At 52.8% G+C, this 23,529-nt stretch carries 21 protein-coding genes; 13 read left to right on the top strand and 8 right to left on the bottom strand.

Going from position 1 to position 23,529, the window contains the following annotated elements; genetic code table 11:
• Positions 1-80 precede the first annotated feature (80 nt).
• From Q399_RS0115805 to Q399_RS0115825, 5 genes are all read left to right on the top strand, one after another.
• Positions 81-1,121: a sensor histidine kinase gene (locus Q399_RS0115805; RefSeq protein WP_031570050.1), complete on the top strand. Its 1,041-nt coding sequence runs from the start codon at positions 81-83 to the stop codon at positions 1,119-1,121.
• Positions 1,118-2,248, top strand: coding sequence for a sensor histidine kinase (locus Q399_RS0115810; protein ID WP_031570053.1), 1,131 nt, complete (start codon positions 1,118-1,120; stop codon positions 2,246-2,248). The genes Q399_RS0115805 and Q399_RS0115810 overlap by 4 nt, the downstream gene beginning before the upstream one ends.
• Positions 2,214-2,942, top strand: coding sequence for a LytR/AlgR family response regulator transcription factor (locus Q399_RS0115815; RefSeq protein WP_031570056.1), 729 nt, complete (start codon positions 2,214-2,216; stop codon positions 2,940-2,942). The genes Q399_RS0115810 and Q399_RS0115815 overlap by 35 nt, the downstream gene beginning before the upstream one ends.
• Before the next feature lie 294 nt (positions 2,943-3,236).
• Positions 3,237-5,210: a M6 family metalloprotease domain-containing protein gene (locus Q399_RS0115820; RefSeq protein ID WP_051686072.1), complete on the top strand. Its 1,974-nt coding sequence runs from the start codon at positions 3,237-3,239 to the stop codon at positions 5,208-5,210.
• A 222-nt stretch (positions 5,211-5,432) separates the two neighbouring features.
• Positions 5,433-5,777 (top strand): DUF3718 domain-containing protein, encoded by a 345-nt coding sequence (locus Q399_RS0115825; RefSeq protein ID WP_031570060.1) that lies wholly within the window; start codon positions 5,433-5,435, stop codon positions 5,775-5,777.
• Positions 5,778-5,848: 71 nt separating this feature from the next.
• Here the strand turns inward: Q399_RS0115825 and Q399_RS0115830 are convergent, their stop codons facing one another.
• The 3 genes from Q399_RS0115830 to Q399_RS0115840 form a co-directional block, all read right to left on the bottom strand.
• Positions 5,849-6,460, bottom strand: a complete 612-nt coding sequence (locus Q399_RS0115830) for a hypothetical protein (protein WP_031570062.1) — start codon at positions 6,458-6,460, stop codon at positions 5,849-5,851.
• Positions 6,457-6,726 (bottom strand): hypothetical protein, encoded by a 270-nt coding sequence (locus Q399_RS0115835; protein ID WP_031570064.1) that lies wholly within the window; start codon positions 6,724-6,726, stop codon positions 6,457-6,459. Before Q399_RS0115835 ends, Q399_RS0115830 begins: the two co-directional genes overlap by 4 nt.
• An 81-nt stretch (positions 6,727-6,807) precedes the next feature.
• On the bottom strand, positions 6,808-9,975 hold the full coding sequence (locus Q399_RS0115840) for a DEAD/DEAH box helicase (protein WP_031570065.1): 3,168 nt from the start codon (positions 9,973-9,975) through the stop codon (positions 6,808-6,810).
• A 222-nt stretch (positions 9,976-10,197) separates the two neighbouring features.
• Between Q399_RS0115840 and Q399_RS0115845 the strand changes: the two genes are divergently transcribed.
• Positions 10,198-12,294 (top strand): amidohydrolase family protein, encoded by a 2,097-nt coding sequence (locus Q399_RS0115845; protein ID WP_031570067.1) that lies wholly within the window; start codon positions 10,198-10,200, stop codon positions 12,292-12,294.
• Positions 12,295-12,343: 49 nt separating this feature from the next.
• Here Q399_RS0115845 and Q399_RS0115850 read toward each other — a convergent pair whose 3' ends face one another.
• The 3 genes from Q399_RS0115850 to Q399_RS0115860 all read right to left on the bottom strand — a co-directional run bounded on the left by Q399_RS0115850 (position 12,344) and on the right by Q399_RS0115860 (position 14,279).
• Entirely contained in the window at positions 12,344-12,787 is a 444-nt protein-coding gene (locus Q399_RS0115850) for a DUF3429 domain-containing protein (protein ID WP_051686073.1), read from the bottom strand.
• Positions 12,788-12,898: 111 nt separating this feature from the next.
• Positions 12,899-13,759, bottom strand: a complete 861-nt coding sequence (ubiA, locus tag Q399_RS0115855) for a 4-hydroxybenzoate octaprenyltransferase (RefSeq protein WP_031570069.1) — start codon at positions 13,757-13,759, stop codon at positions 12,899-12,901.
• A 1-nt stretch (position 13,760) separates the two neighbouring features.
• Positions 13,761-14,279 (bottom strand): chorismate--pyruvate lyase family protein, encoded by a 519-nt coding sequence (locus Q399_RS0115860; protein ID WP_245612915.1) that lies wholly within the window; start codon positions 14,277-14,279, stop codon positions 13,761-13,763.
• Between the two features lie 253 nt (positions 14,280-14,532).
• Between Q399_RS0115860 and Q399_RS0115865 the strand changes: the two genes are divergently transcribed.
• Entirely contained in the window at positions 14,533-14,952 is a 420-nt protein-coding gene (locus Q399_RS0115865) for a flagellar basal body-associated FliL family protein (protein ID WP_245612899.1), read from the top strand.
• An 11-nt stretch (positions 14,953-14,963) separates the two neighbouring features.
• Here Q399_RS0115865 and Q399_RS0115870 read toward each other — a convergent pair whose 3' ends face one another.
• A complete protein-coding gene (locus tag Q399_RS0115870) occupies positions 14,964-15,797 on the bottom strand; it encodes a rhomboid family intramembrane serine protease (protein ID WP_031570075.1) in 834 nt (277 codons plus the stop codon).
• A 5-nt stretch (positions 15,798-15,802) separates the two neighbouring features.
• Entirely contained in the window at positions 15,803-16,126 is a 324-nt protein-coding gene (glpE, locus tag Q399_RS0115875) for a thiosulfate sulfurtransferase GlpE (protein ID WP_031570076.1), read from the bottom strand.
• 158 nt (positions 16,127-16,284) lie between these two features.
• Between glpE and Q399_RS0115880 the strand changes: the two genes are divergently transcribed.
• The 6 genes from Q399_RS0115880 to Q399_RS0115900 all read left to right on the top strand — a co-directional run bounded on the left by Q399_RS0115880 (position 16,285) and on the right by Q399_RS0115900 (position 23,443).
• Positions 16,285-16,749, top strand: a complete 465-nt coding sequence (locus Q399_RS0115880; RefSeq protein ID WP_031570078.1) for a hypothetical protein — start codon at positions 16,285-16,287, stop codon at positions 16,747-16,749.
• A gap of 106 nt (positions 16,750-16,855) precedes the next feature.
• On the top strand, positions 16,856-17,002 hold the full coding sequence (locus Q399_RS21955) for a DUF2256 domain-containing protein (protein WP_084164418.1): 147 nt from the start codon (positions 16,856-16,858) through the stop codon (positions 17,000-17,002).
• A gap of 72 nt (positions 17,003-17,074) precedes the next feature.
• Entirely contained in the window at positions 17,075-18,070 is a 996-nt protein-coding gene (locus Q399_RS0115885) for a tetratricopeptide repeat protein (protein WP_031570079.1), read from the top strand.
• 131 nt (positions 18,071-18,201) lie between these two features.
• On the top strand, positions 18,202-19,074 hold the full coding sequence (locus Q399_RS0115890) for an HDOD domain-containing protein (RefSeq protein ID WP_031570081.1): 873 nt from the start codon (positions 18,202-18,204) through the stop codon (positions 19,072-19,074).
• A gap of 452 nt (positions 19,075-19,526) precedes the next feature.
• Complete coding sequence (locus Q399_RS0115895) at positions 19,527-21,008, top strand: MFS transporter (protein WP_031570083.1); 1,482 nt, start codon at positions 19,527-19,529, stop codon at positions 21,006-21,008.
• A 32-nt stretch (positions 21,009-21,040) separates the two neighbouring features.
• A complete protein-coding gene (locus Q399_RS0115900) occupies positions 21,041-23,443 on the top strand; it encodes a glycoside hydrolase family 15 protein (RefSeq protein ID WP_031570085.1) in 2,403 nt (800 codons plus the stop codon).
• Positions 23,444-23,529 lie beyond the last annotated feature (86 nt).

Genomic DNA, 23,529 nt, shown 5'->3' on the forward strand with positions numbered 1-23,529 from the left:
AACGCCCGTTGAACCCTAGCTTGCATCCGTGATGAGCTTTATTCATATACTGAGTGTCATTGCTGCTGGAGAGCTGGCCCATGCCATTAGACTTACCAAGACTGATTCGATTTAACATCTGGTTCTGGTGCTGCGTCGCTTTGTTTGAAATAACGAATCTGCTACTGGAAGTACTGGTGTGGAAAGAGAAATTCGAACTGAAATATTTGCTGTTGTCATTCGGTTCTTTAGCGGTGCAACTGGCCTTAACCAGTGCACTGCTAACGCTGGCGCAGCGCTGGCAGTTGTCGGCGTTGCGGCTGTTTCTGGCCACGGCGTTGCTGGCTTTGTGTTATATCCCTTTATTCAATTACGCCAGTATGCTGCTATGGCAAAAATATGATTTCCACCTGAATTTACTGCTCGGGCAGCTCGACACCCACGCGCTGGCGTTTTTTGTCTGGGCGGCCGCTTTTCTCAGTTTTAGCCGGTATTGCCTGCAACAGGCGCAAGCTCAGGAGTCCCACCGGCTGGCTCAGAATATTCAGCAGCTGGAACTGCAGGCACTGCGTCATCAACTCAATCCGCATTTTACTTTTAATGCGCTGAATTCCGTTTGTGCCTTGCTCGAAGCCGAACGTTTTGAAGATGCCGAGCTGATGTCAGAACAGCTATCGACTTTTTTACGCTATTCGCTCAGTCATTCGCCGGATTCACTGGTTCGCCTGGCCGACGAACTCTCAGCAATTGAGGCTTATCTGACCCTCCAGAAAACCCGCTTCGGCGACAAGCTGAGGGTGCAATGGCACATTGACGAACAGATCAAACAACAACTGGTGCCCGCATTGTTGCTACAGCCGCTGGTAGAAAATGCCATCAAATATGCCGTCGCTGCGCAGCAAAATGGCGCCACTATCACTATCAGCGGCGGGCAATGCGATGGTCTGGTGCAATTGTCGGTGCAGGATGACGGCCCCGGCGCGCAAAGTGCAGCTGGCCATGGCACCGGCGTCGGCCTTAGAAATATCCGCGACCGGCTTTATCAGCATTTTGGTGAGCAGGCACGTTTAGTAGTGCAGAGTTTACCGGCCGGTTTCAGTGTGGCGATCGCCCTGCCGCCGCAACAGAGCAGCGTTTTATGATTAGGCCCGTCAACGACTCTGCCTTAGCACTGACCCGTTTCTGGTTTTGGCATCTGCTGTATTGGCTTGGCTATTTACTGCTGAAATACACCCATCTCAGCTTGCTGATCCCACTACAACAGGAAGCAGCTTTTCCTTACCTGGCGACATACACGCTGATCACCGTCATTAACCTGAGCCTGACCGGCTGGCTCGGCACCCGCGAACTGGCCCGGCCCTGTACGCCTGCGCAGCAACTGCAACGACTGGCGGTCTGGTTAATGCCGTTGTTATTGCTGTTAATTCCGCTGCGCCAATATTTGCTGACACATTATGCAATGAAAAGCGGCCCCGACATGATGACGCACTGGAGCCACTATTTAGTCGTGGGTATTCCGCTGGTGCTGTTGCCACTCTGTGGCTGGGTGGCGGTGTTTTTGCTGATGAAGCTGAATTTCTTCACTTTGCAGCAACTGGAAAACCGCCAGCAACTGCTAAAACAGGCGCGGCAAGCGCGGCTGAAAGTCCTGCGTTATCAGCTCAACCCTCACTTTATGTTTAATACGCTAAACGCGTTGAATTCATTGATTGTCAGCCGTAAAGGCCTGGCCGCCGAAGACTTGATCCAGCAACTATCAGCATTTTTGCGCCACTCGCTGAAGAATCAGGACGACCAGTGGGTGCCGCTGCGCGAAGAATTACAGGCGCTGGAAGCCTATCTGGCTATTCAGCAAGTGCGGTTTGGCGAGCGGCTGGTGCTGGATTGGCAGTTAAGCGCGACTAAACCAATGCAGCTGCCGCCTTTGTTGTTTCAGCCGATGGCCGAACAAGCCATTCTGTGGACTGTGGCCGAACAAAGTGGTCCTATCCACTTACATATTGAGCTGACCGAGCCCTGCGAACCGGGCGAACAGGCGGGCATGCTGCAATTTATTATTCGTAGTGATGCCGCCGGCACCGAAACCCAGCTCTGGCCTGCCAGTCAGGTGCCCGCAAGTTTACAGCAGCTACAAGAGCGGCTGGAGTTGCTCTTTGGCTCCCGCGCCAGTCTGACGTTATTAAACCCGGCCTTTGGTTTTTATGCCCGGCTGAATTTACCACTGGAGGTGTTATATGCAGCCCATCCGGCTCGTGATCGCGGACGATGAACCGCTGGCGATCAGTAACTTAAAAGCCAAACTGGCGAATTATCCGAACCTGCAGATTGATGCCTGTTTTGATAATGGCGACGACACGCTGACATACTTACAGCAGCATCAGGTCGATTTGGTGTTTCTGGATATTCAGATGCCAGGCCTTAAAGGCATTGATATTCTGAAGCAGCTGAATAAAGCCTCCGCCTTAAGCCCGCCGCTGCTGGTGCTGGTGACGGCGTATGAGCAATATGCTTTTTCCGCTTTTGAGCATTTTGCCTTTGATTACCTGCTCAAACCGGTGTCGCGCCAGCGCCTGGCGCAGTGCCTGCTAGACGTGCGCACCACGCTGGATAAAAACCAGCCGCTCAGCGAAGTGGCCCCGCCGCACAAGCTGACCTTCCGCACCGGCGCTTCGACTTTGCTGCTGGATGACATCGACGTGCGGGTGATAGAAGCTGCCGGCAACTATATGTGTGTGCAGACTTTGTCAGAAAATCTGGTGATCCGCGAAACCATCAAAGAACTGCTGCAACGGCTGCCAGCGCATTTTGTGCAAATTCACCGCTCGATTCTGGTTAATCTGCATCATGTGCATAAAGTCAAAACCCACCACAACGACTATCAGTTCACGTTGTCCGACGGAAAAGTGGTGAATGCGTCGAGGCGTTATAAGCAGAATTGGGAAGGTCGGCTGGCAGAGCTTTGACCTGCCCTGTCCCGGTGTTGCTCATTGATGTGAATTAACCGGAACAACAGCTTAAATCTTCATTTAGTTTCGAAATAGCGTTTTTTTTGCACGGTGAAGGCTTGTGAAAAAACCAAACTTGTTCCTTTTTCATTCGAAATTCAAAAAAATATCACAGAAATATCACATTTTTGCGGCAGTGGATCCCGCATAGCCTGAGCAAAAACGTCTAGTCTGGAGCCGGATCTGTCCATACAGACCATGCAGCAGCCCCAGAGCTGCACTTGCCAACATTTTGCAACAGGAACATCCACCATGACTTATTCATTCCGGGCGCGGCCATTTTCAGCGGCTTGCTCTGTATTGCTATTCAGTGCGCTGCTGACCAGCACCACAGGTCTTTGGGTCAGCACGGCCCAAGCCGCCGTGCCTTATGCGAATCAGCCGTTTCAGTTCCGCCAGCCCGGTGGACAGAGCTTAACCATCTATTTGTCCGGTAACAGTTTGTTCGCCGAACAACGGCTGGCCGACGGTCGGCTGGTGGTGTACGACAACCAGTTAAAAGGTTATGCCTATGGCCGTGTCAGCGCCGATGGTAAAATCATTGAATCGACCGGGCAGCTGGCGTTGCCACCTGCCAATACCAAAGCAGATCCGGCACAAGCCACAGCTGAACTGTCCGGCGTGAAGCCAGAGCCGGGCTTATCTGCAGCTGCAAGAGCTGCATTGGTCAGGCAGGCGCAGCAACAGTTGTTTGGTCAACAGTCCGGTGAGACCTCTTTTCATCTGCATGACGAACCCGCCGACGATGCTGCCGTGTTGGCGACAGATATCAGCAACAGTGCCTTACCTGCCACGGTGAAAGGCCTGACGGTGATTATCCAGTTTCCGGATCAGGCCGGGACAATCAGTAAAACTCAGGTCGAGAGTTTCCTCAATGACCTGAATTACAGCGAATTTGGCAACGCCCAGTCCGTGCGCGGCTATTTTCGCACTGTGTCGGCCGGCAAACTGGATTATCAGAACAGCGTGACACGTTATTACACCGCGAAGAAAAACAAAGCGTATTACGCCGACAACAGCCTTTCGGCATCCGTCAGGTCAATGGAGTTGATCTCAGAAGCGCTGAACTGGCTGGATAAAACTGAAGGCTTTGATTTCTCCACGCTGACCACCAACAGCAGTAAACAAATTCTGGGGCTGAATTTCTTTTACGCCGGTGAAGCCGACAGTGCCTGGTCAAAAGGTTTGTGGCCCCATATGGGCGGGCTTTCGCCAAAATTCTGTGCCGACGGCGTCTGTACCTCTCGTTATCAAATCACCAATATGGGCACAAACATGGCCATTGGCACCTTTGTGCACGAAAGCGGCCATCTGTTATTTGGCTGGCCCGACTTATATGATTATGACGGCAGCTCTGAAGGTTCAGTCGCTGCATTTTGCCTGATGGGTTACGGTGCCATCGGCGCACAAAATAAATTTAAACCCACCCCACCGGTCGGCGTGTTGCGCCATCTGGCCGGCTGGGACAGCGTGATTGAACTCAATCCGAAACTGAACAGTCAGGCCCCATCCGGGCTACTTAGTCACACTTCAGAAAGCCATCAGCTGTATCGCTGGAGTAATCCGGCCAATACCAAAGAAGCGTTTTACCTCGAAGCTATTCACCAAAGCGGGCAACAGCAATATCAACCAGACCAGGGCCTGGCCGTCTGGCATGTCGACCCGAGCGGTGATAACTCGAATGAATGGAAACCTTATATCCAGATGGAGCATGCTGACGGCAACCGCGATCCGGAAAACAAACGTAATCGCAGTGATGCCACCGATTTATACGACGGCAACAGCACTGCTGAATTTAACCGGAATTTCCCGAATGCACTGACCAGCAAAGGCACCAACAGCCTGTGGTGGAATGGCACAGATTCAGGGTTCGCCCTGGCGCAAATCAGCGCTCCGGCACCCACTATCAGCTTTCAGCTGGTGGCCGCCAGCACTGGCGAAACTTATAGCGGTAACCTGACCAGCGGCGCCCAGGCCATAGTGCCGAACAACAGTTATTTTCAGTATGGTGGCGGCACTATCCGCTTAACTTTAACCGGTCCGGCCACGGCGAACTTTGATTTGTACCTGCAACGCTGGAATGGCTCCGCCTGGGTAAATGTGGCGCAGTCAACCTCAACAACGGCTAAAGAATCATTAAGTTACGCTGCTAACAGTGGCTATTACCGCGCGGTGGTGAAAGCAGTCCGTGGCAGCGGCAGTTACAGCCTGAAACTAGAGAAATAACTACAAGGCCACTAAAGCCGCCTGCGCTGTAGTGGCCATTTTATTGACCGCCAATCCCCGTTAAACCCGGCTTTCGGGGCTCTGGTCACTTGGTCACCTCGACTGCCCCTGCCGTCCCTTTTGTTCAGACAAGCGCCACCACCAGCAGAATAATGACGCTATGGCAGCGTGCTGAGCGCACCGCCAATACCTGACAGCACGAATCACCACGAGGGACACCCTATGAACAGCCTGACCTTATTACGCACTGCCGCCCTGACCATCACAGTCGCCACCAGCCTGGCCATGCCCGCCAGTGCCAGCAAAGGCGAAATGTCTTATATCGACCGAGCCGTCATGAGCGTCTGTGTCGAAGCCTCACAAGATGATGCCTTTGGCCTGGTGAAAACCTTAAAAGCCTATCGCATCAGTAAAGATAATGCGGTGAAAAAAGTGGTGTGTAATGCTCAGCCGCTGGTCGACTTCGCCCGCGCTGAACAAGCGCACAAAGTGGTGAAACTGTTAACGCCGGTCGAAAACCGCATCAATGGCAATGTGACGATTAAAGATGTGGATGCCCCGCTTTGAGTGCATGGCGAACAAATTTTTTGCTGAAACGCAGCAGCAAAACCCGCCGCGTTCGCGGCGGGACAGCAGCATCAGTCCGCAGTTATTGACTGACTGCGCAGTCTTAATACATCGAGTAAAAAGACCGCAAACAATTGATTCAGTAACATCGATACAGAAAATTCGTGTGCTGCATAATGCGCTGCCTCAGAGGAGAGCTCAGCTACCGCCGCCGGCATTTGCTGCAGGATAAACCCCAGCTGGACTGCTGCGCTCGCCAGTATCAGGCCAACAGCCCATTTCAATGCAACACTCAAATCCTGCCAATGTACTGCGCGGTATAAATAATCTGGTGTCCGGTCCAAGCGAAAGCCGTGAAAACTTTGCCCGACCACGATAAAACACAGTACAAAGGCCAGATGGAAAATCCCCGGCATCTGCACCAGCCAGCTCCTGTCAAAGAAAGGGATACAAATCAGCCGCAGCAACACGAGGGCAGCAACCAGCACGCAGAAGTAAAACGCTGGTCTGGTCAAATATCGAACCCGGTCAAATACTTGTGGACTTAAATAAAGCAGTAGCAACAGAGTGGCAGTTAACCAGATTTGTTGCACCAGCTCGGCCGAAGCGCTTAACAAGACCAGAATTGCAAACAGTGAGTAACTGACTGCAACAGTCCAAATCAGCGTAATATAACGCTTCATAACCGTTCCTTTGGTTTCTTCTCGAAATGTTGTTGTAACTTGCGCCCCAGCCGGACGCCCGCCAGATAACTTAAGACTGCGCTTAGCATGACGCCCAGATCTGCCAGCGAAAACTTGTCGCTTGACCACTGACTGACCGCATAAAACGACAGGAAATACACCACAAAACCGGCTCTTTTGCCGGGCATCTTTGGATCATCGGCCCCACCGGCAAATACACCGAGTAACAAAAACAACAAAGTACTGGCAAGGAATACTAAAAGCATCGGCGTCGACCTGATGAAAAAGCAGACTGCCGAATTTATATCACAAAATTAACAGTCTGTTATAACACTCAGTTACGCGCATCAACCCTCACCAAACAGCGCCAGTAAATCCATGGCACTGCCCTGCCACGGCTGGCCTTGCGTGCCGGCGAACAGCTGGTCAGCGAGGCCGCGTTTGTATTGCTGCATTTGCTGCACTTTTTCTTCGACGGTGTGACGGGCAATCAGCTTATACACAAACACCGCTTTGTCCTGGCCGATGCGGTGCGCGCGGTCGGTGGCCTGATTTTCGGCGGCAGGATTCCACCAGGGGTCGTAATGAATGACGGTATCAGCTGCGGTTAAATTCAGCCCGGTACCGCCGGCTTTGAGGCTTATGAGGAAAATCGGATTACTACCGTGCTGGAAGTCGTCAATTTGTTGCTGCCGGTTTTTAGTTTGCCCCGTCAGTTTGCTGTATGGAATGCCCAGATACTGCAGTTCCTGCTCAATCAGCCCCAACATGCTGGCAAACTGGCTGAACAACAGGATTTTGCGGCCTTCTTCAATCATTTCCGTCAGGTTGTCGCGCAGCCATTCTAATTTGGCATTGTGTTTAACCGACTGCGCCTGTTCAATCGGTACCAAACGCGCGTCGCAGCAGGCCTGGCGCAGTTTCAGCAGCGCGTCGAGGAATTCAATCTGACTGGCCGCTACGCCTTTTTTCAGGAACAGCTCGCGCACTTTGGTTTCCATCACCAGCCGGATGCTTTCATATAAGTTGCGCTGGTCGTGCTCCAGTTCCAGCAGCTGAATGATTTCGGTTTTATCCGGCAATTCAGTCGCGACCTGGTTTTTGGTGCGGCGCAGCATAAAAGGTGCGATTCGTTGCTTCAGCGCATTGGAGCGCTCCATATCACCTTGTTTTTCAATAGGTTTACGGAACACCTGCTGGAAATAGGTCTCAGTGCCTAAAAGGCCCGGCAGGACAAAATCAAACAACGATTTCAGCTCGCCCAAATGGTTCTCCAGCGGCGTGCCGCTTAAGGCGAGGCGGAAATCGGCTTTTAACAGACGTACCGCCTGTGCAGCCTGACTGCCGGAATTTTTAATATGCTGCGCTTCGTCCAGCACCACCAGGTTAAAACGCAGCTGCTGATACACCTTGATATCGCGCACAATCAGCGGATAGGTGGTCACCAGCAAATCATAATCACAAAGCTGCTCAAACAAATGCTGGCGTTTGCTGCCATAGATTTGCAGCACGCGAAGCTCTGGCGTAAAACGCGCCGCTTCCTGCTGCCAATTACCAAGTAAACTGGTCGGGCAAACGATTAACACCGGGCTATTGAGCCGGCCGGCTTCGCGTTCGCTCTGGATAAAACTTAACGTCTGCAAAGTTTTACCAAGGCCCATATCGTCGGCCAGAATGCCGCCTAAGCCATAAGTGCGCAGAAAACTCAGCCAGTTCAGGCCTTGTTGCTGATAAGGCCGCAGCGTCGCCTGCAGCCGTTGTGGCACCGGCACTTCGCTGATGCCGTCAAACTGCTGCAGCTGGGTGCTTAAACTGGCCACCCGGCTGGCGTTTAGGTATTTGACCTCACTCGCGCCGGGCGGTGGTAAAATCGCCGCTTTGTAATCCGGCAGCTCCAGTTCCAGCGGTGTTTTTTGCAGATTCAGCAGCTCGACAATAGTGTCAATTAACGGCTGAATGAGACTCACCGGCAGCGCCAGCTGACCTTGTGGTAACTTCAGCCAAATCTCCTGCTGCGCTGTCGGTAAGCCGTATTGGCGCAGCCACTGGCTGATGAGCGGCAATAGCGGCACCTGCACGCCGTCGACTTCCACTTCAATGGCAACACCAAAGCCACCTTTGGCTTTGTCCTGCACTTTGAGATAAGGCCGGTCGCTTAAAATCGCCTGATTAAAGCGGCTGTCCTGTTCGACCCGCCAGCCACCAGCATGAAGCTCCGGCAACGCCTGCAGCAATTGCTGCCATAGTAACGGATTGTCCGGCCCTTCGCCGGTACCAAAACGGGCTGGATCTTTGGCCGGCGCGGTCTGCACCAGCCCGAGTTCCGTCAATTGTTCCACCGCCTGCACTTCAATAGCGCGCTGACGTTTGATAAAAATCCGCTCGTTACCCTGCTGAATTTCAGTCTGATGTGCGCTTAAATCCAGCGCCAACCGGTGAGAACCATAATCAAAAGCCAGAATGGCCTCGTCCTGCCCGGCATCACTTTGCCCCAGCTTTAACACCGGTACCGCATCGGCTTCGACCCGACTTAAGCCAACGCCACGTGGAATAGGCAAACTGACTCGGGAAAATAATTGCTGCAGCCGGACCAGACTGTCAGCGGCGGCATTGGCCGGGATCGGCGGCATGCGCGACAACAACTTCAGCTCACGGCCGGTTAAATCGGTTTCCAGCAAGCCCAGCTGATAGTTGCTGGTGTCGAGATAACAAGGTGGTTGGGTGTAAACCACTTCCAGTTCGGCATCGTCGCCCAAATCCCATTCCAGCAGATAACCTTCACGCCCTGCCAGCCAGTTCAGCTGTAGCGGGCGTGCTGCTCCCCAGCTCAATGTGTGGCGGCCTTCGCCGAAATAACAGCGGCCGGTGGCCATCATCTGTTGCAACAGCGCATAACCCCAGTCGTCTTCGAGCAAGGCCTGATCTTTTAAATTCTGCGCGCGGAACAAATTCAGCAGACGAAAATCCGCTTCTTCAATCCAATACGGTTGCAGATAACCGGAAAAATCCTGCGCTGTGATGGCAGTGCCTTTGCTGTAACCGCCTTTTTTACTGGTCTTGACGCGGCGTGGATAGAGCTGCAGGCCGCTTTGGCCATAACTTAAGATGTACAGCACCACTTCACGCAGTTTGGCGCTGTCGGCCGACTGTCCGGTCTGGCGCTCGGCGTCGGCAAACCATTGCGTCAGCTGACGCAGCGGCAGCTGCTGCAAATCAACCTGTTGCTGTTCCCAGGCCTGTTTTAATTTCAGCAGCACTGCCAGCACATGTTTACAACGGCCACCAACCGGGCAACTGCACGAATCGGTCAGCTGCCAGTCTCCATCCCGTTGTTTTAATGACAAATATTGCCGGTACGGCGCTAAAGCTTCGCCCCAGACCTGCGCACTGATCGACGATAAATCCTCGTTGTATTCCAGTTTGATCACTTTGCCAGCCTGCCAATAAGCGCGGGCGCGCTGAAAAGTAGCAGGGTCAAACCAGAGTTGCAGTTGCACAGGACTTATCGGAAACACAGCTGAATTATTCCTTCGCGGAAAAAAGGCAAACCGCTAGTGTACCGGAATGTCCGGGCCGGCCAAAGTATTCCGCAGCTGATTGCGGGGTTTTGTGCAACATCACGCCATTAAAAGCGACCAATGACCGAAAAAGTCCGGCGATCAAAGGCAGGTTAGATGAGTACGGCAGACAAATTTGCATTATGCTGCCTGTTTGGGTGCAAACACCGGGAACCTCAGATGAAAATAAAAATCCTTAGTCTGTTAACGATGCTGGCCTGTGCTCAGCAGGCCTTAGCAGCCGAACAACTCAAATACACGATTCTGGTCGACAACGGCGTCAAAGCCGGCGAACAAATTGTCGACATCAAAGATAACGGCGAAACCTCGGTCCGCTTTATCTTTAAAGACAACGGCCGCGGCCCGGAAATTAACGAAACTATTAAACTGAACAAAGACGGCTTTATCACCGACTATCAGGCCAAAGGCGCCACCACTTTTGGCTCAGTGGTCAGTGAAAGCTTTAAAGTCGAAGGCGACACTGCGCGCTGGAGCACCGGCAAAGAACAAGGCAGCGCCAAATACAATCAAAACGCACTCTATCTGCCGGTCGACGGCACACCGCAGCTGGCGACAGTTGCTATCGCCGCCATGGCGAAAAGCGGTAAAAACAGCCTGCCATTATTGCCCAGCGGCACTTTGCAACAGCAAGTCGCTGGTGAACTGATTGTCGAAAACGCTGGTGAAAAACAGCAAGTCCAGTTGTTAGTCCAGACCGGCGTTGGCTTTGAACCGAATTTTGTCTGGGCCACCAAAGGCGAAACGCCACGGCTGTTTGCCAGCATTGCGCCCGGTTATCTGACACTGATTGAAGAAGGCTGGCAGGGTAACGCTGATGCAATGCTGGCGATGCAGCTCAAAGCTGAAACTACTTTGCTGGAAAAAATGGCCACTGAGCTGCCAAAAGAGCTGCACGGCCTGACCGTGGTGCGTAATGCGCGAATTTTTGACAGCGTGACTTTGCAGGTCGGCGCGCCAAGTGACATCTATCTGCTGCGTGGCAAAATCACCACAGTAGTGCCGGCCGGCTCATTGCAAAGCCCTGTACAGCATGAAATCGACGCCGCGAACCGCATCGTGGTGCCTGGCCTATTTGATATGCACGGCCATATTTCACGCTGGGAAGGTCCGCTCCATCTGGCGGCAGGCGTGACCACGCTGCGTGATATGGGCAACGACAACGCCAATATGCAGCTGATGATCGACGAAATTGCCAACGACCAGTTGCTGGCGCCAACGATAGTGCCAACCGGTTTCCTTGAAGGTGAAAGCCCGTATTCATCGCGCAGCGGTTTTGTGATCAAAGACCTGGCTGGTGCGAAACAGGCGATTGACTGGTACGCCGCCCATGGTTACCCGCAGCTGAAAATTTATAACTCGTTTCCCAAAGCCATCTTAAAAGACACTGTCGCCTATGCGCATAGCCGTGGCCTGCGCGTCAGCGGCCACGTGCCGGCGTTTTTAAAAGCGGAGGATGTCGTTGCCGCCGGTTTTGATGAAATTCAGCATATCAACCAGTTATTGCTGAACTTCCTGGTCAAACCCGACACTGACACCCGCACGCTGGAACGGTTTTATTTACCGGCGAAACAAGTGGCCGATTTAGACCTGCAAAGCAAAAAAGTGCAGGATTTCATTAAATTACTGAAAGACAACAATCTGTCAGTCGACCCGACGCTGGCAACTTTTGACTTCCTGAAAAAAGTCGACGGCACCGTTGGCGAACCCTGGCGCGCTATCGTGAAAAACCTGCCGCCGGATGTGCAGCGTCGTTATGCCCGCGCCGAGCTGGATATTCCGGATGACGCTACAGCGCAGCGCTACGCTAAATCCTACGCCAAGATGGTTGAGTTTGTTGGCATGATGTACAAAGCCGGTATTCCGGTGGTGGCTGGCACTGACGAACTGGCGGGTTTCACTTTACAAGGCGAACTGGAATTGCTGGTGAAAGCCGGTTTAACCCCGGCGCAGGCGCTGCAGGTTGCAACGTTAAACGGCGCGAAATTCAGTAAAGTGGCGGAAACCAAAGGCCAGATCAAACCGGGCTTTGATGCCGATTTACTGCTGGTCGACGGTGACCCGACGAAAAACATCGCCGACATTCGCCAACTGGCATTGGTGGTGACACAAGGTAAAGCTATGGTGCCATCGCAGATTTATCAGCGTATCGGCGTACAGCCTTTTGCCAAAACTACAGTGAGTATCCGCGATTTTGCTGAGCCAGCCGGCAATGCCGCCAGTGGCGGTGCCAGAACCGGTCATCGGCATATGCACTAGTCGCTTTGCGAACTTGAAGCAGAAACCCGGCGCATGCCGGGTTTCTTATTCAGAGAAATAAAAACACCAGCAAAGCCGCGTGGCAGGCAACAACGACAGCTGTCAGCTGTTTGCGCAACTGCAAATAAGCCGGGTGATATTGCTGGTCCAGTTCGAACCAGCGTTCGCCGAGCCTGAGCGCGACAAACAGCAGCAATTCAACAGTTAAAGTAGCCGTCTGTGGCAGAAATCCGGCCAAAAAACTCAGCACCGGTAAACTGACAGCAAAAACTGCCAAAGGCCAGACCGACAACCGCTGCGACCAGACCGGCCATAACACCCCGGCCATAAAACCCAGAATAATAGCGCTGTAGCGCTGAAACATCGCCAAGGCATCAAAGCCCGGCAGCGGGAAAAAAGTCAGCAGGCTTAAGGCCAGAAATGGCAATAAACCGAGATAACCGAGAACGTGTAAAGCGGGCATAGGGGTATCAGCGTCTTGGTGATGTTGCATAACAAAGCCTTACGGGACAGTGTGGCAATTGGATCGCAGCACCATAACATCAGTTGATAGCAGCTTGCACCGAAGTCAGCTCAACCGCCGGAAAAACACCATCATGGGCAATCACTGCCCCAGCACAATACCGGCAAAAACAACCGCGCCCACATAATGATTGTGTAAAAAAGCACGGAAACAACCGTCCCGGCCCTGCCGGGCGATGCGATGCTGATAAAAAAACAGCAGCAGCACGGTCAGCAGCGCATAACTGTATGCTTCACCAAGGCCGGCCAGCTGACCTGCCCATTCCAGCAAGGCCAGAGTTCCCAGCTGTAACAACCCGATGATCCAAAACCCGTATCGGCCAAACAACCGCGCTGTGGATTTGACGCCGATTTTGACATCATCTTCCTGATCAACCATGGCATAAAAGGTATCGTAAGCCACAGTCCACAGCAGGTTGGCACCATATAACACCCAAACCAGCAGAGGCAGCTGACCCTGTATCGCCATAAAACTCATTGGCATGCCCCAACTGAATGCAGCGCCGAGCACCACTTGAGGTAAGTGCGTGACCCGTTTCATAAAGGGATAAATAGCTGCCAACAGCACAGCAACACCGCTTAACAACACGGTTTGCCAGTTTAAAAACAGCAGCAAACTGGCTGACAACACCAGTAACAACACAAATAACTGCAAGGCCTCGCGACTACTGACCCGGCCTGCCGCCAAAGGGCGGTTTTTGGTGCGTTCTACCGCACCATCAAAATTGCGGTCGGCATAGTCGTTAATCACACAACCGGCGGAGCGCATCAACACCACACCTAAACCAAATACCAGCAGCATGGTCAGGCTCGGAAAACCTTCAGCCGCCAGCCACAAAGCCCAGGCTGTTGGCCATAACAACAGGTAGATACCGATAGGTTTATCGAGCCGCATCAGTTGCTTATATTCAGGCCAATGCGCCAGGGACAGTTGCCAGTGCATATCAGATAAACTCCGCTAATGCAGGTAAATACAGTTCCTGCACTAATAATTCGTGATGTGACAAAGTGAAATAAGAACGCCGGCCCCACAGCTGCGGCAAAAGGCCGACGGACCGCAGCTGTAGCCCGGCGTCAAACGGGGCCAGCTCAATCCCGCTGCGCTGTAAATCAGGCTGGGTAAAAATATAATGGCCGAGCGGCATAGTACCGAGATCAGCCAGCGGCTGCAAAGCCGCCACTGTATGGTCTGGCAGAAAACTCTGCGCATAGATGCAAGGCTGCTGGTCCAACAGCAACACCACTTCACGCACTAAGCCATATCGGGTCTGCCAGCGCTGTTGCAGGAATTCCGGCAAGTCGATGTTTCGTTGCAACAACAGCTGCAAGCTAAAGGCATAACCCGTGCGCTGGAGCCGGGCCGTCAGCGAACCGGGTTCGAGTAACCAGTCCAGCCACAATGGAGCTATGTCATCGGGCTGTTGCGCCGACCAATCCGCCTGCCAAATTGGCGCTACATCCACATCATTCAAGCCAACACCCGGTCCAAACAGTTGTATTAAACCCGCATCATACCAAGTTCTGCCGGCTGTTTTCATTACCACGCTCTAGCATCAAACAAACTCCTTTGACAGTGCCGGAAAAATCGATCATAGATAGTCCAGGCGGCGCAACAAAGGCTGCTGATTTTTTTCATCATTCGCCCGCATGCACAGGATAGTGTTCTGCCATGCTCTCGGGTAAACTTGTTAACAAACCAATTAAGCGGACTCAGCTGTGTTAGCCAACAAGACTCTTATCGGCCTTTTCTTTTTGTTGTTTGTCCCTGTCGCCTTTGCTCAGGAGCCTGCACCGGCAGCACCGGCTCAGCCCAAAGTGGTTTATCACGGGTTTGACCCGGATATCGTGACTAACTACGTGACCGACGGGCAGAAATCCTTAGGGTATGTGCGGGTGACCATGGAGTTGATGATCAAAGACGAAAAGTTTTTGCCTCTGATTGAACATCATGAACCACTGATCCTCGACGCCATTGTCGGTGTGTTTGGTAAAGAAGCGGATACGACTATTAAATCTCTGCAGGGCCGCGAAGAAGTGCGGATGAAAATTCTGCAGAAAATCAACGAGCTGATGAAAAAAGAGACAGGGTCAGAATTGGTACAGGACGTGTTATTCACTAAGTACCTGTACCAATAATCTAAAAATATCTACTTTGGCTGGCGCACCGGGCTTCGGGCCAGTGTCGCCAGCGCCATACCACAGACAAACCCACTCAGATGTGCCCAGTTTGCTGTGTTCACCCACAGCAAATCCGCAAAACCTAAGCCCAGAAAGCCCAGCGCCATAATCAGATCAGGCTTGGACAATTGCAGTGGTTGCAGCGGAAACCGCCAACCGTAGACCCAGACAAAACCAAAAATCGCATAAACCACACCGGATAATCCGCCAAAATTCGGCCCGGTCAGCAGGAACTGACTCAGATTACTGACAAGGCCAGCCACCAGTGCCACGAGCAATAACTGCCGGCTGCCCAGCCAGACTTCAAGCCGGCCGCCATAAATCCATAACGCTAGTAAATTAAACATCAGATGCGCAGCAGAGAAGTGCAGCAGCATCGGGCTCCACCAACGATAACTGAGCAGCTCTGATTCGTCCGCGCTAAAAAAACGCAGACTATCAAATACTTGCTGAGGCCAAATCTGCAGGCAAACAAATACCAGCAGCGCCGGGATGGTCAGTAACCACACTACAGGCCCGGTTTGTTGCAAAAAGCCCTGACCTAAAGCTCCAAGCCCGCTGCTGCCGGAATGCTGCAACGGCTGACTGCGCTGCCAGGCCGCGGCGCTGTATTTGTCATGCCCCGGTTGTTGTAAAAATTGCTGCAGCTCGGCGGCAACTTGCGGTTCATCCGCCGCCTCGCAGAAGATTTCCGCATGCTCTGTGCTATGCACTACCACACTGACCGACCACCCCTGCGTCAGGCAATAATCGGCGAAGGTCTGGGCTGCGGCGGCAGAATTCAGCACGGCCAGCTGCTGCATGCCATTTACTCCAACGAGCTACTGAACGGATAGGCCAGACGCCAGCTTTCAAAACCACCGTCCATGCTGTACACAGTGTCAAACCCCTGTTCAGCCAGATATTGTGCCGCGCTCTGGCTGGAGCGACCGTGATAACACACCACTACCACCGGCTTATCCAGCGGGGTTTGCAGCATAAACTGGTGCAAAGTGCCGTTAGTCAGATGATAAGCGCCGTCGATATGGGCGCTGGCAAAACTCTGGTCGTCGCGGATATCAGCGATCACCACTTCACCGGCATTTAAAGCGGCAAAAGTTTCGCTGGTAGAAATATGTTTAAACTCGGACATGCTTAATTCTCCCGTCAAAGACCCGCCGCATGTTAGCCCAGTCCCGGCAAAAGATCAGCTGTAGTTCCGCTGAAAGGCGCTGTTGCTGCAAATTTATGCTTCTGCAACCGGACAGCCTTAGGTACAATATGCGGCCTGTTGTGTTTTGAGTACCTGCCATGTCTGACAATCGCCTGTTTTTAGTGTACGACCCTGCCTTTGACGATATGGACGCAGAAGGCTGCCCGGCCTTCGGTTATGTACTGTTATTCAGCGAAGCGGATGCTGCAGCCTATAAATCCGGTGAAAATCCGCCATTTGCTGCAGTGTCGCTGTTATTCACTGACCATGCCGACGAAAGCATCAGTGGCGATTTACTCGGCTGGGCACAGCTGGACGCGCCGGAGCTGCAAAATTTCCCGCTGGGTTATTTCTTTATGCTGATGGAACAGGCAGCCCAAGTGGCGATTAATGCCTATCGTCAGGTTGGCCATGTACCGGACCGGCTGATCGCACTGAATATGCCGGAAGACGATTTAATTCAGTTTGACGTGCAGTTTGCCAATCTGCAGCTGGAAGACAAAGACGCCGAAATTCAGCTGGCACAAAAGATGATGGCCGGTCGGCCTTATCTCGACTCGTAACCATTCTCCAAAATTCCGTTTCGTGCCCGCCCGGTAATAATCCATCGCCTGAACTGAGCCGTAACCTTACGCTCAATGCTTACTTTTCAGTTCAGGAACTATTCAGTTGGCTCACCACAAATTACATCTACCTGAAAAAATCTGCCCGGTTTGCCTGCGTCCTTTTCAATGGCGCAAAAAATGGCAACGTGATTGGGCGACGGTGAAATATTGTTCCGAACGCTGTAGGCGTAGCAGCAAAGGTCAGACCTGAAGCGCGTCTGTTTGCACAAATTGTTACCATCAGGTTAATATCCATTGATACATCAATTACAAGGATAGGCCGATGAAAACCGCTATATTGTTATGCGCTTCGATCTTCTCTGGTTTATTACACAGTCAAACTGAAGTCAACGCGACGCAAATCCAGCAGTGGCTGGAAAAAGACCAGTTCAAAAATATCGAAAAACACGTTACTACCCTGCCAACCTTCGCTTCTGACGTCAGCTTACAACAAGCGCACGCTCAAGCACTGATAGGACTCGAGCAAACTGAAGCGGCTGCAGAGTTTCTGCAACAAGCCAGCAAAACTTTTCCCAAAGATGCCGATCTGCTGCAGCTCGCCGCGATGAATCAGTTCACACTGGCACAGCAAGCCAGCATTTTTTCGGCCGCAGGCCATGCCAAAGACGGGCTGGCGCTGCTGAAACAAGCCGTTAGTCTGGCACCAGAAGATGCAGATCTGCAGCTGAATCTGATTGGCTTTTATCTGCAGGCACCCGGTATCGCCGGCGGTGATGAAGACGAAGCAAAGCGAATGACACAAGCCCTGGCAGGCAAAGATCGGGTAGCAGGCCCGCTGGCACAAGCCATGGTGCTGAATAACGATGAAAAAACCGACGAAGCACTGAAAGTCATCGATGAGGCCTTGCAGCAACAACCGCAGCAAGCCCGTTTATTGGCACAAAAGGCCGTGTTGCTGCTGAGTAAAAAACAAATGTCTGAGGCAGCAGCGCTGTATCAGCAGGCCGCCCAACTGGCAGAAAAACCGCAGCAAAAATACAGCTACCTGTATCAAGTTGGCCGCCTGGCCGCAGTCGAGCAACAGGATAAAGCTGCCGGTAAAGCCGCATTGCAGCAATTTATTGATTTTTATAAAGATGGCGAGAATCAACAATTGCCATGGGCGCGGGTCCGCTTAGCGCAAATCCATTTATTGGAACAGAATAAAACAGACGCTGAACAGGCATTACAGCCGGTGTTGGCTTTGGCCGACAAGCCAGAAAAGCTGGAAAAAGAACTGAAATCCCTGCAAAAACAACTGAAAAAGCTGAAAAGCTAAGCCAACAGCAAACAAGTCCGGTGGGGTGGCCACCACGCCGGATTTCCCCAAACAGACACTGCAGTTCGCCCTCAGAGCGGATATACTAGGCACTTATTCAATTGAGTCCTTGCCTTCCGGAGTCTGGCTTTATGGTCAAACCTATTGATATGAAAGCGGTTGAAAATGCATTGGCCGGTTTCACCATTCCCCCGCAACCTGAAGTGCTACTGCGGATCAAACAGGAAATCGAACTGGAAGATCCGAATATCAATACCATTGCGACGCTGATCAATATGGATATTGGCATTGCCGGCTTTACGCTGAAAGTCGTGAACTCCGCCTATTTTGGCCTGCGCCGTAAAATCAGTTCGATTGAACATGCCTGTAAATTTCTGGGCTTAAACCGCGTGGTGAAACTGGTGTCCAGCGTGGTGCTGCGTTTTACCCTCAGCGATGGCAAAGCCGACCCCTTTACGCTGCGGCAGTGGAACAGTGCGATGGATGTTGGCAGCGCCGCCATGCTGATCGCCCAGCATTTACGCCTCGGTTCGGACTGCGCCGACGATTGTTATTCGATTGGTTTGTTCCATAACGCCGGAATGGCGCTGATCCATGCGCAGTTCCCGGATTATCCGAAGGTGCTGAAAGTCGGCCTCAGCCAACAAATGAATTTTGGCGATATTGAGCAGCGTTATTTTAATACCAGCCACGAAATGCTGGGATTTATGATTGCCCAGAGCTGGGGCCTGGCACCAGAGATCAGTAACGTCATCGCTTATCACCATCAGCCCGAATTGTTGTTCCATTCCACTGATATGTATGAAAAACGCCTGTGCGCGATTTTAAAACTGGCAGAACATATGGTCGGCGAGCAACAGACCTTATTTGACGTATCAGACGACATGCAGTGGCAAGCGATCGCCGATGCGGTGCTCGACACGCTGGAACTGGACGAGATGCATTTGCTGGACCTCGGCGATTTCCTGCTGGAAAACGGCGTCGAAAACCAGTTCCACCGCTAAACTCAGCAGGTAGCTAAGCAACAGCACCCAAAGCGGAGCAAAAGCTGCCGCTACTGCACCAGTTTTCAACAGCCCGGCCCGTCATAGCCGGTTTTTTGTTGCGTGCTGGTGCAATCTGCGCACGTCTCGCCGGCGAATGCCTCATTTCGCCGCATCTGGCCTGGTTTGAATACGTATTCATGTTGTTGTTGCCGGCAAAGCACGATATCAAGAAGATCTGTTTATCTGTCTGCTTGCGCCACAAGCCGTGCAGGCCAGGTCCCACAGTTTCCTGGAGACACATTTGCGGGGAGTTAATGCTCCCCTTTTTTCTGGGTGTCTCCCGGCAAAACAGCAGAAAACCATAGTATAAACAGCACTCTGCTATGCTCTGAAAGCCTGCCACTGTCAGCACCGGCAGTCATAGCGGGCAGGGACAATAGACGCAAAAAATAACAATACGGGGAATCATTATGCAGCAGGCCAAACCGAATCTTAGTTTCTGGCAAATCTGGAATATGTGCTTCGGCTTCCTGGGGATCCAGTTTGGTTTTGCCTTGCAAAACGGTAACGTCAGCCGGATTTTTCAAACCTTAGGCGCCAGTATCGATGAACTGCCAATTTTATGGATCGCCGGGCCGCTGACCGGGTTACTGGTGCAGCCGGTGGTAGGATATTTTTCTGACCGGACCTGGAACCGCTTAGGCCGCCGCCGCCCGTACTTTTTCTACGGCGCCGTGCTGACTACGATGGCGCTGTTCTTCCTGCCGAATTCACCAACTTTGTGGATGGCGGCCGGCATGCTATGGATCCTTGATGCCTCTATCAATATCACCATGGAACCTTTCCGCGCTTTTGTCGGCGACAACCTGAACGAGCAACAACGGCCGCTGGGTTTTTCCATGCAGAGCTTTTTTATCGGTATTGGTGCCGTCGTCGCGTCCGCCCTGCCTTATATGCTGACCAACTGGTTTGACGTGGCCAATACTGCAGCACCGGGGGAAATTCCGGATTCAGTGCGTTATTCGTTTTATTGTGGCGGTGTGGTGCTGTTTATCGCGGTACTTTGGACCGTGATGCGTTCGACCGAATATAGCCCAGCGCAACTGGCCGCTTTTGGCGAAGCACATGAAGAAAGTCTGCCCGGCAGCAATCAACGCCAGTACTGGCGTGAAGGCGTGATTGCCGCGCTGATTGGCGTAGTGTCACTCGGTTTAGTCTGGCAGTTCCAGCTCGACCAGCAACTATATATTCTTGGCGGTTCGCTGCTGGCCTTTGGTTTGCTGCAATTCCAGGTATCCCGCAGCAAAGCCAAAGGCAAAAATGGCATGGTCGTACAAATTGTTGATGACCTGTACACAATGCCAGGCCGCATGCGTCAGCTCGCGGTAGTGCAGTTTTTCTCCTGGTTCGCCTTGTTTGCCATGTGGATTTACACCACAGCTGCAGTCACTTCGGTGCACTACGGCAGTTCAGATCCGACGTCTGCCGCATACAACGACGGCGCGGACTGGGTCGGCATGCTGTTCGCGTTTTACAACGGTTTTGCCGCGCTGGCGGCCTTAGTGATCCCATATATTGTACGCCGCACCTCATTGCAGGTGGCACACTGCATCAATCTGGTCTTGGGTGCGCTTGGTTATCTGTCCTTTTTGGTGATCAAAGATCCGGCGTTGTTGTGGCTCTCCATGATTGGTGTCGGCTTCGCCTGGGCATCAATTTTGTCGCTGCCATACGCCATGCTGGCTGATTCATTACCGTCTAACAAAATGGGCGTGTACATGGGCATGTTTAACTTCTTTATCGTGTTACCGCAGCTGTTGGCCGCCACTATTCTGGGCTCGCTGATTAATCATTTATTTAACGCCGAGGCGATTTATGCGCTGGCGCTGGGTGCTGCCAGTCTGCTGATTGCTGCTGTGTACGTACTGACCGTAAAAACTGAGCGCAGCTGAGCAACTGCCGCGAAGTAAAGGAGAGATTGTTGATGAAAGCTGTGTTTCGTCTGTCGGCGCTGAGTGTCGCCTTCATGTTGTCGGCCTGTCAGCCGCAGCAAGAGCCTGCCGCAACGACGGCGCCGGGCGCACCTGGTCAGCCTTCCACCTGGTCTTATGCCGGTAAAACCGGTATCGGCTCCTCGTACGAGCAATATCAGGATGGCCGTTATGCGGATACCGCCAGCACGGGCGTGGTGTCGAAAGTCTGGTTCTCACTGGCACAGGGCATTCTGACCGAAACCATGGCAGGGCTTATCCATGAAGCGCAGCTACGCGAATTACAGCTGGTAGTTCAAGGGCAAGGTTTTGTTGACGAAGAAAAAACCGCGACCAACAGTGAGACCGATTACCTGCTCAAAGATGCCGCCGGCCGCCCATTGGCGCTATCGTACCGGGTGACCAACACCGCAAAAAACGGCCAGTATGAAATTGAAAAACAGTATTTCACTGATCCTTCAGCGCAATCGATGGTGGTGCGGACCAAATTCAAAGCCTTGGCCGATGGCCTGACAGTCTATTCCTATATTGACCCGGCGCTGGCCAATACCGGCAGCAATGACAAAGCAACATTCAAAGACGGTATGCTGCAGGCGCAAGATGGCAGCAACAGTTTGACACTGCTGACGGTGCCGGCACCTTTGCAGGCCACAGTCGGCTTCGCCGGAGTGTCGGACGGCCTGACCGAGCTGAAAAAGTCTGGCAAAGTACCAGCTTATCAAAGCACCGGTGAGACAGCCGGCAACGTGGCGGCTTTGCTTACTCACGCCACACTGAAAAAAGGCGAGACAGCGAGCTGGGACCAGGTGATTGGTTTTGGTAGCGACGCGGCACAAAGTCAAGCTCAGGCGCAACAAACGCTGGCCCGCGGCCTCGACACCGTGTTGGCACAATATCACGGCGACGGCGATGCTATCGGCTGGCAGGATTATCTGACGCAGCTGCCGGCGCTGGCGACACTGACCGACCAGAGCACCGATCAGGGCAAACTGCTGTATGCCAGTGCGCTGGTGTTAAAAGCACAGGAAGATAAAACCCACGCCGGTGCTTTTATCGCCTCTTTGTCCAATCCATGGGGCGAAGCCAAATCAGCTGAACAGGCACAGACCGGCTACAAAGCTGTCTGGCCAAGGGATTTTTATCAGGTGGCGATGGCTCTGTTAGCGCTGGGCGATAAAGAGAGCCCAAAAGTCGCGTTCCAATACCTGCAAAAAGTGCAGGTCACTGACAAAACGCCGGGTTATAGCGGTACACCGGGCTGGTTCCTGCAAAAAACCCATGTTGATGGCACGTTGGAATGGGTTGGTATCCAGATGGACCAGACCGCCATGCCAGTGATGCTGGGCTGGCGCTTGTGGCAGGACGGCGTGTTATCGGACGCCGAGATCACCAGCTGGTATCACAGCATGCTAAAACCGGCGGCGGATTTCCTCGCGCACGGCGGCAAAGTCAAACTGGACTGGAACGACATCGATTTAAAGTCGCCGGCGACCCAACAGGAGCGCTGGGAAGAACAATATGGTTATTCACCATCGACCATGGCGGCGATTATCAGCGGTCTGGTCAGTGCTGCCGACATCGCGGCCAAGGCTGGTGACAGCGAGAATGCCACGCTGTATCAGCAAAAAGCCGACGAGTTTGCCGGCAAGCTTGAAGCCCTGACTTATACCGAACAAGGCCAGCTGAAAACAGCCAATAGTGACGGCAAATATTATCTGCGCATCAACAGCAACGAAGATCCAAACGACAACAGTGTGCTGGAACTGCGTAACGGTCAGGCCGATACCCGCGAAGGCAACGTGGTTGACGGTGGTTTCCTCGAACTGGTGCGTTATGGCGTACGCAAAGCCGACCATCCGGCGGTGCTGGCGACTTTAGGCGAAATGGACGACCTGACGTTGCCAGACCTGACGCGGGTGCGCTACGAATTTAAAACTGCCAGCGGACAGACCGTTTCAGGCTGGCGTCGATATGGCATTGATGGTTATGGCGAAGATATCGTCAGTGGCGAGGCTTATGCCAATGGACCTGGCCAGACCAACACGGCCGGTCAACGCGGCCGCGTCTGGCCGTTTTTCTCCGGTGAGCGCGGCCACTATGAGCTGGCGCGGGCGCTGCTGCAAAAACCTCAGTTAGCTGAGGCAGAACTGGCGCCTTTGCGGGCGCAGTATGTTGGCGCAATGGAGCATTTTGCTAACGAAGGTCTCATGTTACCGGAGCAGGTATTTGACGGCGTCGGCAATAATAGCCACTACCAGTATCAGCCGGGTGAAGGTACCAATGGCGCGACGCCGTTGGCCTGGACTCACGCCGAATATATCAAGCTGTTGCGGTCACTGCAGGACCAGAAAGTCTGGGACCGTTATCCGCTGGTAGAGCAGCGCTACGCCAAATAAAGAACAACGTTACGACAAATAAAGCGCGGCGTTACGCGAAATAACACACTGCTGCGGGCCAGTTTACCTGTACCGCACGACTCTCC

The organism is Rheinheimera texasensis DSM 17496, from assembly GCF_000711985.1.
In the GTDB taxonomy this organism is placed as follows: Bacteria; Pseudomonadota; Gammaproteobacteria; order Enterobacterales; family Alteromonadaceae; genus Pararheinheimera; species Pararheinheimera texasensis.

Excerpts from the sequence above, each read along its gene's own strand:
- Q399_RS0115810 (WP_031570053.1), top strand. The coding sequence starts at position 1,118 with ATGATTAGGCCCGTCAACGACTCTGCCTTAGCACTGACCCGTTTCTGG.
- Q399_RS0115805 (WP_031570050.1), top strand. The coding sequence starts at position 81 with ATGCCATTAGACTTACCAAGACTGATTCGATTTAACATCTGGTTCTGG.
- Q399_RS0115850 (WP_051686073.1), bottom strand. The coding sequence starts at position 12,787 with ATGCAACATCACCAAGACGCTGATACCCCTATGCCCGCTTTACACGTT.
- Q399_RS0115820 (WP_051686072.1), top strand. The coding sequence starts at position 3,237 with ATGACTTATTCATTCCGGGCGCGGCCATTTTCAGCGGCTTGCTCTGTA.
- ubiA (WP_031570069.1), bottom strand. The coding sequence starts at position 13,759 with ATGCACTGGCAACTGTCCCTGGCGCATTGGCCTGAATATAAGCAACTG.
- Q399_RS0115845 (WP_031570067.1), top strand. The coding sequence starts at position 10,198 with ATGAAAATAAAAATCCTTAGTCTGTTAACGATGCTGGCCTGTGCTCAG.
- Q399_RS0115880 (WP_031570078.1), top strand. The coding sequence starts at position 16,285 with ATGTCTGACAATCGCCTGTTTTTAGTGTACGACCCTGCCTTTGACGAT.
- Q399_RS0115870 (WP_031570075.1), bottom strand. The coding sequence starts at position 15,797 with ATGCAGCAGCTGGCCGTGCTGAATTCTGCCGCCGCAGCCCAGACCTTC.
- Q399_RS0115885 (WP_031570079.1), top strand. The coding sequence starts at position 17,075 with ATGAAAACCGCTATATTGTTATGCGCTTCGATCTTCTCTGGTTTATTA.
- Q399_RS0115890 (WP_031570081.1), top strand. The coding sequence starts at position 18,202 with ATGGTCAAACCTATTGATATGAAAGCGGTTGAAAATGCATTGGCCGGT.
- Q399_RS0115900 (WP_031570085.1), top strand. The coding sequence starts at position 21,041 with ATGAAAGCTGTGTTTCGTCTGTCGGCGCTGAGTGTCGCCTTCATGTTG.
- Q399_RS0115835 (WP_031570064.1), bottom strand. The coding sequence starts at position 6,726 with ATGCTTTTAGTATTCCTTGCCAGTACTTTGTTGTTTTTGTTACTCGGT.
- Q399_RS0115815 (WP_031570056.1), top strand. The coding sequence starts at position 2,214 with ATGCAGCCCATCCGGCTCGTGATCGCGGACGATGAACCGCTGGCGATC.
- Q399_RS0115825 (WP_031570060.1), top strand. The coding sequence starts at position 5,433 with ATGAACAGCCTGACCTTATTACGCACTGCCGCCCTGACCATCACAGTC.
- glpE (WP_031570076.1), bottom strand. The coding sequence starts at position 16,126 with ATGTCCGAGTTTAAACATATTTCTACCAGCGAAACTTTTGCCGCTTTA.
- Q399_RS0115830 (WP_031570062.1), bottom strand. The coding sequence starts at position 6,460 with ATGAAGCGTTATATTACGCTGATTTGGACTGTTGCAGTCAGTTACTCA.
- Q399_RS0115895 (WP_031570083.1), top strand. The coding sequence starts at position 19,527 with ATGCAGCAGGCCAAACCGAATCTTAGTTTCTGGCAAATCTGGAATATG.